The following is a 13,639-nucleotide window of genomic DNA, read 5'->3' on the forward strand; positions in this document are numbered from 1 at the left end:
TTTAACTGTTGCTTTAAGGTGAGGTTCAGATAAGTCAGTGAAGCGAGCTTATGTCACATAAAAATCCTATCATTGCCATAACCGGTTCGTCGGGAGCTGGCACCACGACAACCACAACGGCGTTCCAGCATATTTTTCGCACTTTGGGTATAGACGCGGCGTTTGTTGAAGGCGATTGCTTTCACCGCTTCAGCCGGCCTGAAATGGAGGTGGCGATTCGTAAAGCAAAGGAAGCAGGTAAATATATTAGTTATTTTGGCGCTGAGGCGAATGATTTTGGTGCGCTGGAAAATTTCTTTGCCAGCTATGCTGAGAGCGGCGGCGGTAAAATACGTCATTATCTGCACACCTTTGATGAAGCCGTGCCTTACAATCAGTTACCGGGCACCTTTACACCGTGGCAAGATTTGCGCGCCAATACCGATTTATTGTTTTACGAGGGCCTGCATGGCGGCGCAGTAACCGACGAACACAATGTTGCCCAGCATGTTGATCTGCTTATCGGCATGGTACCCATTGTTAACTTAGAGTGGATCCAAAAAATTATTCGCGATACGTCTGAACGCGGCCATTCGCGTGAAGCCGTACAGGCCAGCATAGTGCGCAGCATGGATGACTACATTAACCATATTACGCCGCAGTTCTCACGCACCCATATCAATTTTCAACGCGTACCAACGGTAGACACCTCCAACCCGTTTAGCGCCAAAGATATTCCATCATTGGATGAAAGCTTTGTCGTGATCCGCTTTCGCGGCATCAAGCATGTCGATTTCCCTTATTACCTGCAAATGATTAATGGCTCTTTTATGTCTCGGGTAAATACCCTGGTCGTGCCAGGTGGCAAGATGGGCTTAGCCATGGAGCTGATTCTAACCCCGCTGGTGGAAGAGCTAATGATAAAACGGCGCCAGGCACGTGGTCAGGTTGACTGGCTGGGAACCTAACCCAGCCTGGTTACAAAACCGACAGCGCTACAATTTTCATTTTCGCTACCCCGCATGCTGCCGTTGCCTAAGCTTTACAAAACACCAATTTTCAGCCGTTTAGCGAATGTCAAGACCGCAAAGGCCAGTAAATTTACACTTTTGTTTAAATAATAACCTTTGCTTTGGCAGAAAAAATCCGTAAACTTGGCGCCCCTTACGGGTAGAGCCTTGGATTACGTGGTGCGCATAGGTCCATATCAGTTAGCGAACAAGGTAATTTGTGCTCCGATGGCCGGAGTGACTGATCACACTTTTCGTGAGCTTTGCCGCCGTTTCGGTGCAGCCTTAGCTGTGTCGGAAATGCTGTCGAGCAACCCTTTGGTATGGCAAAGCGAAAAATCACAGAATCGCATGGGCCACCGGCAGGAATCAGGTATCCGCTCGGTACAAATTGCCGGTGCAGATCCACAGCAAATGGCTGAAGCTGCGCAATACAATGTTGCTATAGGTGCCGATATTATCGACATCAACATGGGTTGCCCGGCAAAAAAAGTGAATAAAAAGCTGGCTGGCTCTGCTTTGTTGCAGTACCCGGAGTTAGTGCAGCAAATTGTGCGGGCGGTGGTCGATGCGGTTAAGGTACCGGTTACCTTGAAAATACGCACCGGCTGGGATCCTGAGCACAGAAACGGTATTCAGATAGCCCGTATTGCCCAAGACAATGGCATACAGGCACTGGCAGTACACGGCAGAACAAAAGCCTGCATGTACAAAGGTGAAGCGGAATATGACACCATCCGCGCGATTAAGCAAAGTGTGTCGATCCCGGTAATTGCCAATGGTGATATTACCGGAGCGGAAAAAGCGCGCTATGTGCTGGATTACACCGGAGCCGACGCCATTATGATTGGTCGTGCGGCCCAGGGCCGGCCATGGATTTTCCGCGAAGTGGTGCATTACCTGGCCACTGGCGACAAACTGGCGCCCCCAGGCATTGCCGAAGTGCGTCAGATCATGTTGGAGCATGTGCAGGGTTTACACCAGCTTTATGGTGAGCTCGCCGGCTCCCGCATCGCCCGCAAGCATGTGGGCTGGTATTTAGCCGAGCATGACACGCTCGGACAGTTTCGTAGTGAATTCAATGGTATTGAGTGTGCTAAGCAGCAGCTTGACGCCTTAAATGACTATTTTCATCAACTAGCAGCAACCTAACGTAAAAGAGAAAAGCAATGTTTAATTCGAACGTTACTTCGCCATTTATTACTAACGCCCACGTACAAACGCAGGAAAAGCCACAAGCTTTAAGCACTGCCGCACAAAAGGCCGTCGCTAATTACCTGCAGCAATTAAACGGTCAGGACGTTGACGACTTGTATGAACTGGTATTATCTGAATTAGAGCGTCCGTTACTGGAAGAAGTGATGAAGTATACCCGCGGTAACCAAACCCGCGCCGCTAACCTGATGGGCATCAACCGCGGTACGCTGCGTAAGAAGCTGAAGCAGTACGGCATGAGCTAAGGCTCTTGCGGGGTTCGCCCCGCCACTAAGCACCTTCGGGTGCTTTTTTATTTGTTACGCTACACTCCGAATTCTTAAAAGTTACATGAGACTCTAAGCATGACCACACTAAGACCTATCCGCCGCGCACTGCTAAGTGTGTCAGACAAAACCGGTATTGTTGAATTTGCCCGCGCGCTGGCAGCGCAGCAAGTTGATATCCTCTCTACCGGCGGTACCGCTAAACTGTTAGCCGAACAAGGCATTAAGGTTACTGAAGTATCTGATTACACCGGCCACCCGGAAATTATGGACGGCCGGGTAAAAACCCTGCACCCGAAAATTCACGGCGGTATTTTAGCCCGTCGCGGCGTAGATGAAGCGGTCATGGCTGATAACAACATCGGCCCTATCGACTTAGTAGTGGTTAACCTGTACCCGTTTGCCAGTACCGTCGCCAAACCAGGCTGCACACTGGAAGATGCGGTAGAGAATATCGACATCGGCGGCCCGACTATGGTGCGCGCGGCAGCGAAAAACCATAAAGACGTTACCATTGTGGTTAATGCCCAAGACTACAACACGGTACTAGCAGAAATGCAGGCCAACGGCGGTGCCACCACGCATGCCACCCGCTTTAGCCTGGCCATCAGCGCTTTTGAACACACCGCGCAGTACGATGGCATGATTGCCAACTACTTTGGCGCCATGTTACCGGCTTACGCTACCCCAGCAGAACCTGCTACCAAGTTCCCGCGTACCTTCAACAGCCAGTTCGTCAAGAAACAAGACTTACGCTACGGCGAAAACAGCCATCAAAGCGCCGCGTTCTATGTGCAGGATGGCGCTACTGAAGCTAGTGTTTCTACCGCCACTCAGTTACAAGGTAAGGCGTTATCGTACAACAATATCGCTGATACTGATGCTGCGCTGGAATGCGTGAAAGAATTTGCTGAACCAGCCTGCGTTATCGTTAAACACGCTAACCCGTGCGGTGTGGCGATTGGCGACTCAATTCTGGCCGCTTATAACCGCGCCTATCAGACCGACCCAACTTCGGCCTTTGGCGGCATTATCGCCTTTAACCGCGAGCTGGATGAAACCACGGCGCAAGAGATTGTCAGTCGCCAGTTTGTTGAAGTAATTATTGCACCGTCGGCTACTGCTGCTGCGGTTGCCGTAGTAGGCACTAAGCCAAATGTACGTTTGCTGGTGTGTGGCGAGTTCAGCCAAGCCGCGCCAGCGCTGGATATCAAACAGGTTAACGGCGGCATGCTGCTGCAAGACCGCGATCAGGCGAAAGTTACTGCTGCTGATTTAAAAGTCGTGACCAAGCGCCAGCCCACTGAGCAGGAATTAAAAGACTTACTGTTCTGCTGGAAGGTAGCTAAGTTTGTAAAATCTAACGCCATTGTGTACGTAAAAGACAGCATGACCATTGGTGTTGGCGCCGGCCAGATGAGCCGCGTATACAGCGCGAAAATCGCCGGTATCAAGGCTGCCGATGAGAAGCTGGAAGTAACAGGCTCAGTAATGGCCTCAGATGCGTTCTTCCCGTTTCGCGACGGTATCGACGCTGCCGCCGCTGCCGGTATTACTGCCGTAATTCAGCCGGGCGGTTCAATGCGCGACGCTGAAGTCATCGCCGCCGCCGACGAGCACGGCATGGCCATGGTGTTTACCGGCGTACGTCACTTCCGCCATTAAGCATTTGCTTTAGTTGATAAAAAGGCCGCTTTGCGGCCTTTTTACTCTCTCACCCAACCAACACTAAGCAAATAGCGGCTGCCCTGCTCTACTTTGCTTACTGCATGCTCACACAGATCGGGCCGGAAGAATTTAATACGGGAGTTCTGATAAATCGGTGCGGCGCAGATAAAATCGCCGCCTTTTTTGGCTTGTTTTAATACGATATTAAGCCGGTAATGCTTGCCACTGCTTACAGCATCTTTATGTGGTGGCACTTCGCAGCCTTGCGGAAAGCGCAGTAAGTAACAGTCGAATTTTATTGGCCAGTATGCGCCGGCCAGCAGCATTTTATCGTAACCGCTTTGCTGGCGGCCTTTTTGCCAGCGAAACAGCTGCTTTAGTATGCTCAAGACATCCGCCTAATCACAACTTTCAGGCAGCGCTGTTCAGTATCAGTTTTTCAACTACCGGCTGCTCGCCATGCTCTGCCTGCCAGGCATCGTAATTCGCCTGCAGAGTAATCCATAACCCCGCATTACTGTCTGTTGCTAGCGCAATACGCTGCGCTAAATCAGCTGAGCACGGTATATGGCCATGGCAAAAATTGCTCATAGTAGTGCGGGAAACGCCCAATGCTTTAGCTGCTTTGGTCACTGAAATACCATGCTCTTCCAGGATCTGCAGACGAAAAATCAACCCCGGATGCGTGGGACAACGCGTCATTTTTTCCATAGTATCCTCCAGATTGTTACCGGCATTACATGCGCTATTTCTGAGCGCGGATTTGCTTACCGTGATAGTCGCGATAATCTAATAACACCGCTCCATCGTCTTCCAGTTCAAACGGCACACGCCAATTGCCATTAACTTCAATTGAGTACACACCGGTACCTGAACCTACTTTTTCCGCGAATTTCGCCTGAAAAAGCGCGCGTAAATCTCTTGGTTGATGTGATGCAGCAATGGCATCGAGAATTATCGTAAGCTTCACAGCGTGTTTTTGCTGCACACCGCTATGATCGCCATGTAGAAAAAGCTTTTTAAGACCTTTGTGCTTAAAGTTCTTTATCGCCATGCTGCTCCCTCATCAATGACGAAAGTGTAAAGCATTGCTTTACACTTATCAAACCAAACGTGGAACTTACCGCGTAACTTTATCAGCAAGAAAATCCCCGCTATTGATTTGCGTTAAAGCAGAAGTATCTCGGTTATACACATACACCCAGGCAACAACACTATCACCATTATCAATTACTACACTTTGCAGCTCGCGGCGAAACTCTTGCGGCGGCGCAAAGCCGGAACCGCACTCTTCGTAATTATCCAACAACGGCAGTAGCACGTCTGGTTGCATCAGCAGGTACAACTCGCCGCTCACCTGATCTGCAATATTCGCTGAGGGTACTGCGCCGGGATAATAACTGACCAGATATAAGCACGCCTGAAAGCGCGCCATGGCAACAAAGCGCGCATGCAGTACCAGCTGTTGGTGCATGGGATGGTTGGCGTTTTGCCGTAAGGTGCCGTACACGAAAAGATAATCTGGCATAGCGGTATGTTTCAGATATTTTGCTCACTCTGCCAGTGACAGTAAATGAAAGCAAGCCACAGCTAACACCAAACAAGCTACATAAAACGCGCCGGTACCGACCATTGCAGTTCAGCCTGCGCCAAGTCTTCGCTAACGCTGATACAGCTAAGCGACGCTTTACGAATATTCACCACAGCCATTTCAGTGCTAAGTAAACGGCTAATCAGCAGCGAAAAATCCGGTTCATGGCCGACCAGCAAGGTGTGCTCTGCCAGTGTCGGCCATAATAGCTGCAATTGCGCTATGGCCTGTTCAACCGGGGTTTCCAGCGCCAGCCACGGCTGTTCAGTGGCACCGGGGAAACCGGTAGTTTTACACACTATCGCTGCGGTTTGCGCCGCCCGCGGATAAGGGCTGGTGAACACCTGCTGCACATTAAGATTATGCCGCTGCATAAAATCAGCAACGCGGCGTGCCTGCAGCCGGCCTTTTTCTATTAGGCAGCGGTCGATATCCAGCTGATTGGGCCGGATAATCTCAGCGGTGGCATGACGTAAAAAATACAGGTATTTATTCATAGCCAGTAGTTATAGCAGTGATGTAAGGCAAATTTATGACAATTTACCTTACATCTTTACGCAAAAAAATTGTTACTCTGCGTTACTTAGCTTAACTACTGGCATTAACGCAATCACGGCCATCGGCTTTGGCGCGGTATAACGCGGTATCGGCGGCGCACAACAGTGCCAGTGCGGTGCGATACTGGCCGCTAATCTCCGTCGCCACGCCCTGGCTTACGGTAACAGCCAAGGTTGAGGGCAAACCCGCATCGACAAAGCTTAACCGGCGCATGGCCTGCTGCACCTCACGTGCAACTTTTAAGGCGCTTATTTCATTATGGTTTGGCAGAATAAGCGCAAATTCTTCACCGCCGTAGCGCGCCGCCAGCTTGCCATCTACCGGCATAGCCTGCACGATGGCTCCGGCCACTTTACGCAAGCAAGCATCGCCCTGAATATGGCCATAGCGGTCGTTAAACTGTTTAAAAAAGTCGATATCGATAATGATCACGCTCAGCGGCCGGCGCGCATCGGTGCACTGCTGCCATTGCTGCTGCAGCTGTTCATCAAAACCACGGCGGTTCGCCAGCCCGGTTAGTGCATCGGTGGAGGCTTGCAGGCGCAGTTGCTCACACTCGGCCTTGTAGCGCGTTAAATCACGCATTACCAACACCAGATGTGCCTGCGGCTCAGGTAAAAACGACACTGACAGCTCAATATCTTTTATCTCGCCATCGGCGCAGCGCACGGCCATCTCCGTCGGCCCGGCCTGCAACGACAAAATACGCTTCGCCACCATATTCACCAGGCCCTCGTACTGCTGCTGGCAGCGGCTAACTAAAAACTGCGGCCACTTGCGGCCAATCAGCGGCGCACCCACACAATTTAACAGCAGCGCTGCTTTGGCATTTGCGCATTCAATCACGCCATCCGGGCTAACCACCAGTACCGCCTCGGCCAGGTACTGAATAAAGCCCCCCAGGTCCAGGCTATTGGTATTGGCGGTTTCATCCAGCCATGGGCTGTCATCGTTTAACGCATGCGGTGGTAATTGGCTGTTGCGCTGTGCAGTGTTCATTGGGCTGTCTCGCTGTGCTGACTTAACTGCTGCCAACTTTAGCGATTTATACGCGTGCGAACCTTTCGACAACCTTCTGATTTAACCAATTGATTTTAAATAATAAAAAGCCTCTAAAGAGGCTTTTCAATACAGCTTTGAGTGGTAGTTCTATTAATTTGGTGGAAAATTTTTAACTTCTGGATCAGGACTTATTACCAAAAGTGTATTAGTCGCATTGGTCAGAACAAACTGAAATTTACTGTTACCAGCCGTCTGATCGCTATCAATCATCTGCAATTGCATACCATCCGCTGAAATCGCAATACTATCGATAATGCCATCAAATGGCGTAACAAAACCGGCACCAGCAAATTTCAACCCCCTACCGGTATTATCAATCAGCTGATAAGTAATAGTCTCAGCTTCCACTACGGTAACATCGCCATCACATGGCTGCCCCGCACTATTTAAATAGCTAAAAGCCGGCTCGCCATTGAGCAGGTCAACAACCACTTGAACCAATTCTGTAGTTTGGGTGTTCGACATATTTCTTCCTTATAGTTGTAGTTAAAATTCTAAATTTACTACGCCTTGTTGCTGCAGCATAGTGACAATTCCCGATTGGCTTTCGAGTCTCCCCAAACAATCGAGTGCTTGAATATATGGAACTGTAAATTCTGGTTCTTTGTTCTTTTCGACGATATCAGAAAGTTCATTGAGCACATTTTGGCAAAGTACGAGTGCGTCTTCCAGATTGGTTTTATTCAGGGCTTTTGCTAACAACAGATAGCCGTTTGACCTCGCGGCACGGAAACGAAGATTTTCGCTGCTTTGGCTGATGAGATCCTCATACAATGCGATGGCGTGTTGGGCATAGGTTATCGTTGCTTGAGCCTCGCCTTTGGCTAATAATAGCTCCGCGGCAGTCAGCCATTGTCTGGCAAGCATTTGTCGCTCTGCCATAGCAGATAAATCTGAGCTGTCCTGTTTTAGCAACTCAACCAACTGGGCAGGGCTTTTTTTAATGTGTTGCACAGTGTTGTCAGGTGAAAACTTCAGCGACTGATAAAAAGTGTAGTATTTACTGTTGCGCCAGCGGCTGCTGTTGGGGTCTTGCTCGAGCGCCTTGTTGATAATCACAATAGAGGCATTAACATTGCTTAACGCATCTGAATATTGACCAAGAAAACCCAATAAATTAGCAGAAAGATGGTAGCTACTCACTAATATCTCTAATAAATAGAGCTCTGCGTTATCGCCTACTGCCAACATTGCACGTTGAATATCCTTATGCACAGATATCGCAGCTGTGATATCGCCTTGTGCCAGCGCGGCACTGGCCAGCCATGAGCGGGTATTGGCATTATCTGCCAGCAGCTGCTTGTTATTTGGCTGCTGTTCTTGCACCAATATTCTTAACCGCAAAGATTCTTCAAAATTCTCTCTCGCTTTATCAAACTGCTGGCGCTGCATTGCCAGCGAGCCCAATGAATTTGTGGCGTAGGACAGCTCCATAATGGCATCAAGGTTGTCCGGTGCTAGTTCATACATGCGCTGGCTGTATTGGTAATAACGCTCAAACTCGGGCTGAGTGCCCTGCCAGTCGCTGGCGTCGTAGTGTATTTGCCCCAGCCAAAAGGCATTAGCGCCAAGGGTTTTAAGTAGCTCTAAATTATCCGGCTGCTGCGCCAGTACAGTCTCTAGTTGCACTCTGGCGGCTTGTAATGCCGCTACCGCTTCGTCGGTTTTGCCGCGCGAAAAGGCTACCTCGCCCATGGCCTCCAGCGTTTGACCATGCTGCAAGCGGGCTTCGGTACTTAATGCCGAATTATCGGCGGAGTAATCAGTAAAGTATTCCAGCGCTTTATTGCTGATACCGTCGAGCAAGTCCATGCGGCCGATGCTGCGTAACTTGTCAGCAAACTCACCCACCATAAACCCCAGCAGGTTTTCTGCCGCCAACCGCTTTTGCAGCGCTTGTTGCTCGGCTTGAAAACTGCGCCCGCCCAGCGCCATAGCAGTAACAGTGAGCAGACATAACAACGTAATGGTGCCGCGGCGGGTCCAGCGTTTTAGCCGGGCTTTGGCATAGGATGCCTGAATAAACTCGGTTTCCTCGTTATCAAGCTGAAATAGCCGGTTTTGCTTCAGCAGCAAGGCTTCTTGCAGCGGTTTGCCTTCGGCCAGTAAATAGGCACTGTTATGCTGCTCGCTGCGCCAGCGCTGACTTAAATGCCTAAGCCGGCTTTTTACGCTTAAGCTGTCAAAATGCTCTGCGATCCAGGCGGTAGCCCGTGGCCAGCGCCGCAGCAGTGCTTCATGCGCGATACTAAAACACGGCTCGCCGTGTTGCAGGTGCGATACAAACAGCCGTTGCTCGACCATGGTATGCACCAGAGCACGCTCTGCATCAGTGCCAAGCTGGGCTAAGCGCGCACTTCGGCTAGTAATACTTTGCTCATCTTCACGCAGTGTTACCAGCAACGACAATACCTTTGGCAAGCTGTCTTGCTCGGCTTTACTTAAACCTTTGATCGCTTGTTCGGCGTTTTTACCAATAGCCCCCTCAATGCCACCAAGGGCGTTATACACCGACAACAGCAACTTATTATCGCTGCTACGCTGCAGGTACAGCTGCTGCAAGGTGTATTGCAACATGGGCAAGGCATCGGGGTTGCTGGCTGCTTCCTGCACCAGAATTTCATCCAGCGCCTGCGCCGTGGCCGGGTCGCTATCAAAGCTAAGCCCTGCTGCCAGCGCGGGTAAGCGGATCATTTGCAGTAAATCAGTGCGGCCGGGAGCGGCTAAGTCAAAATGCGCGCCCTTGGCCTTCCCCGCCATTAAGCTTGGGTGGTCAACCAGATCGGGGTAAAACTCGTTGCGACAGGCGCTTAGCACCAGCACCGCACCGCTGGTAGCGAATTGCTCTAGCAGCGCCACAAAATCTGTGCGTTGTTGCTCGCTAAATAACGGCGATGACAACAGCACTTCCAAGCGGTCGACAAACAGTGCAAAACGCCGAGTATGCTGGCGGCTAGTGCTAAGCAGCTTTTTACAGTGTTGTAGCAGTTGCGCCGGTTGCTGCAGTTTATCAGCCAGACTAGCAGCACTGTCACCAGCAAACACCGGCTCATCATTTAGCTCCCAATCCAGCAAGGTGCTCGCCAGGCTGTTAAACAGCTGGCCCTGGCTAACATCGGCTAAATCCATGCTGGTAAAAGACAGCACCTCAACGCCATTAAAACCGCCTGCTTGCATCAGGTTGGGCATTACACCGGCGTTGATCAGCGACGACTTACCGCTGCCGCTGGGGCCGAGCAGTAAGCAAAAATCGCGGCCAAATTTAATTTGTTGCGCGATGCGGCCAAGCAGAGTATCAATTTGCGCACCACGACCAAAAAATACGCTGGCATAACGGGCATCGTAAGCTTGCAGGCCGGGAAAAGGTGAGCCCTGCTGCCAACTATGCTCCGCCACACTTTGCTGTTGCCCCAGTGGAAAACGTACTTCGGCTAGCGTGCGGTAACCGCGCTTACGGATAGTTTCAATGTAGGTTGGGTTAGTCGCGCTGTCACCCAGTGCTTTACGCAGCTGGGTAATGGTTTTATGCAGCGGATTATCACCGGTAGCGATACCAGGCCAGCACTGACTAACAATATCGTCACTGCTTAGCACCTCACCGGCGTGGCGGCATAGCAACAGCAGCACATCCATGGCTTTGGGCTCAAGCTGCTGCACCTGCTTACCCTGGCGCAACGTGTTAGCCGCAGGGGCAACTTGCCAGTCGCCGAAAAAGAAAGAATCGCTCATAGTGGCTTGTATTTATTCATTTGTTGCACAACATAACATGCCGAAACGCTTTAGTTTAGTCTGACATTACGCGGCTAATGCAACAACCGGCTAACTTTGCTAGGCTTAAAGCGACAAAACTGGAGGAAACTGACTATGGCACAATGGCTTAGCGGTATCGTTACCGAAAACCAGCACTGGCATGCTAACTTGTTCAGCTTAAAAGTGAAAACGCCGGCATTTAATTTTACCGCCGGCCAGTTTGTCCGGTTGGCATTAAATACTACCGACGGCCGCTTGCAACGTGCTTATTCGCTAGTCAATAGCCCGGGCAGCGCCGAGCAGGAGTTTTTAGTTAGCACGGTGGCAGAAGGCAAACTATCGCCGTTATTGCAGCAACTAAAAATGGGCGATGCTGTAGAGATAAGCCAACCGGCATCGGGTTTTTTTGTCCTGGACGAAGTGCCAGCTGGGGATAATTTGTGGTTAATCTCTAGCGGCACCGGTATTGGACCCTATCTGTCGATGCTGGGTACGCATCAACTTTGGCAGCGCTTTGCACATATTATCCTGATACACAGCGTGCGCACCGTAGCCGATTTAGCCTACCGCGAATTTATCGCCAATTGTCAGCATCAGTACCCCGGCCAATTGCATTATCAACCAATAGTTACCCGCGAAGCGCATAGCGGAGCCCTTGATAAACGTTTGCCAGAGTTGATATACAGCGGCGAGTTGCAAAGCGCCTGCCAGCAAAACATCAGCAACCGCTCACAGGTAATGCTATGCGGCAACCCCGAGATGATTAAAGATACCAAAGTGGCGCTGGAGAGCTTGGGGCTGACAAAGAACCTACGCCGAACACCGGGCAATATCACCGTAGAGCAGTATTGGTAGCACTCTGCGACGATTTTGAGTTAAAAAATGCCTGCCAGTGAGCGCAGCAACCCCTGATGTAAGGGTAACTCGGCGTCTTGCCAGCTAAGGTTGGCTTTGTTGGCAAAACTCACTACCCGTACCTGATATTTGCGCATATCCGTATCGCGTTGCCACAACTGTTGAAAAGCACCGCTGTCACCTTGCAACAACTGATGCTCGCTGTATTCTTGCACTTTTTCTTCGCTATCAGGCGCAATGCGCTCGGCGATTTGAATATCAGTCAGCATAGTGTAGTACTTATCTTGCACTAGCTGATTACCAATATATTCGGCGCCGGCAAAGGCGGCCAGCACCACCAGGGCGCGGGCGATGTCTTTACCATCCAGATGAGTACCTATTGATGTATCGACAAATACTGCGGTGTTGCGCTGGTAACGATCATTGCGCTGCTCTGGTGTTTCCGGCTCTGGCGGCGGGGCCATGCCGGGGTGCAATAGTGCATGCACTTCCTGCTCTGTCATACCGTATTCACCAGCCAGCACTACATCTGGCCGCTCTTTTAACACGGTACGAACATTTACCTGCAACCAATACTGCGCCTGCAATGGTGAGTTTACCAATTGATAGCCACGTTGCAGCATAAACTGCCGAACGTCGTCATTTAATGGTAACTGATACTCTGCCGTGGTATTGCGAATATCAACAAAAATGGTGCGCTGCTCTGGTTCAACCGGATCCAGATACACCGTTTGACTCATCCTGGTTTGCACATCTAAATTGCGTTTTGCCACTGACGTGTGCATCGCAGTACAGCCACTTAGCAGAAACAGCGCAACCAACAACCACCATCGCATTTAAAACAGTCCCGCCAGGGCCCGCACCATACCTTGCGTTAACTCAGGCTCAGCTTCAGGCCACTTTAAATTAGCCTGATTAGCAAAGCTGACGACCCGCGTTTGATACTTGCGCATGTCACTCTGGCGCTGATAATTTGACGTCGTGCTGCCACTATCGCCCTGGACTAATTGATGTTGCGAGCTCTCGCTCACGGTGCCATCGAAGCGTTCCATAATCTGAATATCGGTAATGACACTGTAGTACACGTCTTCTACCATAGCATCGACCACTGTACCCACAACTGCACCACCCACTGCGGCGCCAATTGCTGCACCACCAGAGCTACCGCCCGTTGCACGGTGCAAGGCATAACCCGATACAGCGCCACCTGCCATACCCGGACCGGCAGCAAGCGCGCCACTGGTGCCGCGCGCATTGCTACGCCCTACCTGCAATACGTTCGCTTGCAACCAGTAGTTCGCCCGTTTGGGGCTATCAATAACCTGGTAGCCACGAGCCTGCAAACTTTGAATGACCTGAGGCTTAAGATCAAACTCTGGTTTATCTGACGTGTTGCGAATATCCACAAATACCGTACGTTGCTCTGGCTCTACCGGGTCAAGAAAAATAGAGCTACTCATCTTAGTTTGCACGTCTAAATTGCGCTTGGCCACTGCAGTATGCAGCGCACCACAACCGGTTAAACCTAAGGTGGATATCACCAGCGTACAGAGTAATAAGCTTTTCATCAGGCGTCCTTTAGATGGTTAAATTGACACATTTCTGTTTCAATAAAGTAAACTCATAGAACTGAATTTTAAATGAATGATACCGCCCAGTTTAGAGTAAAACTGCCCCTAACCGCG

The 13,639-nt window shown here is 50.5% G+C and carries 15 protein-coding genes; 5 read left to right on the top strand and 10 right to left on the bottom strand.

Annotated features, from left to right (window positions below; translation table 11 throughout):
- Positions 1-50 precede the first annotated feature (50 nt).
- The 4 genes from I4W93_RS07375 to purH all read left to right on the top strand — a co-directional run bounded on the left by I4W93_RS07375 (position 51) and on the right by purH (position 4,135).
- Positions 51-947, top strand: a complete 897-nt coding sequence (locus I4W93_RS07375; RefSeq protein WP_205309590.1) for a phosphoribulokinase — start codon at positions 51-53, stop codon at positions 945-947.
- 222 nt (positions 948-1,169) lie between these two features.
- Positions 1,170-2,141: a tRNA dihydrouridine synthase DusB gene (dusB, locus tag I4W93_RS07380; RefSeq protein WP_205309591.1), complete on the top strand. Its 972-nt coding sequence runs from the start codon at positions 1,170-1,172 to the stop codon at positions 2,139-2,141.
- A 17-nt stretch (positions 2,142-2,158) separates the two neighbouring features.
- Positions 2,159-2,449: a DNA-binding transcriptional regulator Fis gene (gene fis / locus I4W93_RS07385; RefSeq protein ID WP_027671086.1), complete on the top strand. Its 291-nt coding sequence runs from the start codon at positions 2,159-2,161 to the stop codon at positions 2,447-2,449.
- 99 nt (positions 2,450-2,548) lie between these two features.
- Positions 2,549-4,135, top strand: a complete 1,587-nt coding sequence (gene purH, locus I4W93_RS07390; protein ID WP_205309592.1) for a bifunctional phosphoribosylaminoimidazolecarboxamide formyltransferase/IMP cyclohydrolase — start codon at positions 2,549-2,551, stop codon at positions 4,133-4,135.
- 41 nt (positions 4,136-4,176) lie between these two features.
- Here purH and I4W93_RS07395 read toward each other — a convergent pair whose 3' ends face one another.
- The 8 genes from I4W93_RS07395 to I4W93_RS07430 form a co-directional block, all read right to left on the bottom strand.
- A complete protein-coding gene (locus I4W93_RS07395) occupies positions 4,177-4,527 on the bottom strand; it encodes a 2OG-Fe(II) oxygenase family protein (RefSeq protein ID WP_205309593.1) in 351 nt (116 codons plus the stop codon).
- A gap of 22 nt (positions 4,528-4,549) precedes the next feature.
- Positions 4,550-4,849, bottom strand: coding sequence for a HigA family addiction module antitoxin (locus I4W93_RS07400; protein ID WP_205309594.1), 300 nt, complete (start codon positions 4,847-4,849; stop codon positions 4,550-4,552).
- A gap of 34 nt (positions 4,850-4,883) precedes the next feature.
- A complete protein-coding gene (locus tag I4W93_RS07405) occupies positions 4,884-5,192 on the bottom strand; it encodes a type II toxin-antitoxin system RelE/ParE family toxin (protein WP_205309595.1) in 309 nt (102 codons plus the stop codon).
- A gap of 66 nt (positions 5,193-5,258) precedes the next feature.
- A complete protein-coding gene (locus I4W93_RS07410) occupies positions 5,259-5,666 on the bottom strand; it encodes a gamma-glutamylcyclotransferase family protein (protein WP_205309596.1) in 408 nt (135 codons plus the stop codon).
- Positions 5,667-5,743: 77 nt separating this feature from the next.
- On the bottom strand, positions 5,744-6,226 hold the full coding sequence (locus tag I4W93_RS07415; RefSeq protein WP_205309597.1) for a SixA phosphatase family protein: 483 nt from the start codon (positions 6,224-6,226) through the stop codon (positions 5,744-5,746).
- Between the two features lie 91 nt (positions 6,227-6,317).
- Positions 6,318-7,286: a sensor domain-containing diguanylate cyclase gene (locus I4W93_RS07420; RefSeq protein ID WP_205309598.1), complete on the bottom strand. Its 969-nt coding sequence runs from the start codon at positions 7,284-7,286 to the stop codon at positions 6,318-6,320.
- 153 nt (positions 7,287-7,439) lie between these two features.
- Entirely contained in the window at positions 7,440-7,814 is a 375-nt protein-coding gene (locus tag I4W93_RS07425) for a DP-EP family protein (RefSeq protein WP_205309599.1), read from the bottom strand.
- A 21-nt stretch (positions 7,815-7,835) separates the two neighbouring features.
- Positions 7,836-11,078, bottom strand: coding sequence for an nSTAND1 domain-containing NTPase (locus I4W93_RS07430; RefSeq protein ID WP_205309600.1), 3,243 nt, complete (start codon positions 11,076-11,078; stop codon positions 7,836-7,838).
- A gap of 135 nt (positions 11,079-11,213) precedes the next feature.
- On the opposite strand from I4W93_RS07430, the gene I4W93_RS07435 reads away from it, so the two are divergent.
- Positions 11,214-11,954 carry a ferredoxin--NADP reductase gene (locus I4W93_RS07435; protein WP_205309601.1) on the top strand — a complete coding sequence of 247 codons (741 nt, stop codon included), beginning with the start codon at positions 11,214-11,216 and terminating at the stop codon, positions 11,952-11,954.
- Positions 11,955-11,974: 20 nt separating this feature from the next.
- Here the strand turns inward: I4W93_RS07435 and I4W93_RS07440 are convergent, their stop codons facing one another.
- Positions 11,975-12,790 (bottom strand): complement resistance protein TraT, encoded by an 816-nt coding sequence (locus I4W93_RS07440; RefSeq protein WP_205309602.1) that lies wholly within the window; start codon positions 12,788-12,790, stop codon positions 11,975-11,977.
- Positions 12,791-13,522 carry a complement resistance protein TraT gene (locus tag I4W93_RS07445; RefSeq protein ID WP_205309603.1) on the bottom strand — a complete coding sequence of 244 codons (732 nt, stop codon included), beginning with the start codon at positions 13,520-13,522 and terminating at the stop codon, positions 12,791-12,793.
- Between the last annotated feature and the right edge of the window lie 117 nt (positions 13,523-13,639).

The sequence above is a fragment of the Rheinheimera maricola genome (genome assembly GCF_016918075.2).
GTDB classification, from domain to species: Bacteria; Pseudomonadota; Gammaproteobacteria; order Enterobacterales; family Alteromonadaceae; genus Alishewanella; species Alishewanella maricola_A.

Coding starts and splice junctions, on each gene's coding strand:
- I4W93_RS07375 (WP_205309590.1), top strand. CDS start 51: ATGTCACATAAAAATCCTATCATTGCCATAACCGGTTCGTCGGGAGCT.
- fis (WP_027671086.1), top strand. CDS start 2,159: ATGTTTAATTCGAACGTTACTTCGCCATTTATTACTAACGCCCACGTA.
- purH (WP_205309592.1), top strand. CDS start 2,549: ATGACCACACTAAGACCTATCCGCCGCGCACTGCTAAGTGTGTCAGAC.
- I4W93_RS07400 (WP_205309594.1), bottom strand. CDS start 4,849: ATGGAAAAAATGACGCGTTGTCCCACGCATCCGGGGTTGATTTTTCGT.
- I4W93_RS07405 (WP_205309595.1), bottom strand. CDS start 5,192: ATGGCGATAAAGAACTTTAAGCACAAAGGTCTTAAAAAGCTTTTTCTA.
- I4W93_RS07410 (WP_205309596.1), bottom strand. CDS start 5,666: ATGCCAGATTATCTTTTCGTGTACGGCACCTTACGGCAAAACGCCAAC.
- I4W93_RS07415 (WP_205309597.1), bottom strand. CDS start 6,226: ATGAATAAATACCTGTATTTTTTACGTCATGCCACCGCTGAGATTATC.
- I4W93_RS07420 (WP_205309598.1), bottom strand. CDS start 7,286: ATGAACACTGCACAGCGCAACAGCCAATTACCACCGCATGCGTTAAAC.
- I4W93_RS07425 (WP_205309599.1), bottom strand. CDS start 7,814: ATGTCGAACACCCAAACTACAGAATTGGTTCAAGTGGTTGTTGACCTG.
- I4W93_RS07430 (WP_205309600.1), bottom strand. CDS start 11,078: ATGAGCGATTCTTTCTTTTTCGGCGACTGGCAAGTTGCCCCTGCGGCT.
- I4W93_RS07435 (WP_205309601.1), top strand. CDS start 11,214: ATGGCACAATGGCTTAGCGGTATCGTTACCGAAAACCAGCACTGGCAT.
- I4W93_RS07440 (WP_205309602.1), bottom strand. CDS start 12,790: ATGCGATGGTGGTTGTTGGTTGCGCTGTTTCTGCTAAGTGGCTGTACT.
- I4W93_RS07445 (WP_205309603.1), bottom strand. CDS start 13,522: ATGAAAAGCTTATTACTCTGTACGCTGGTGATATCCACCTTAGGTTTA.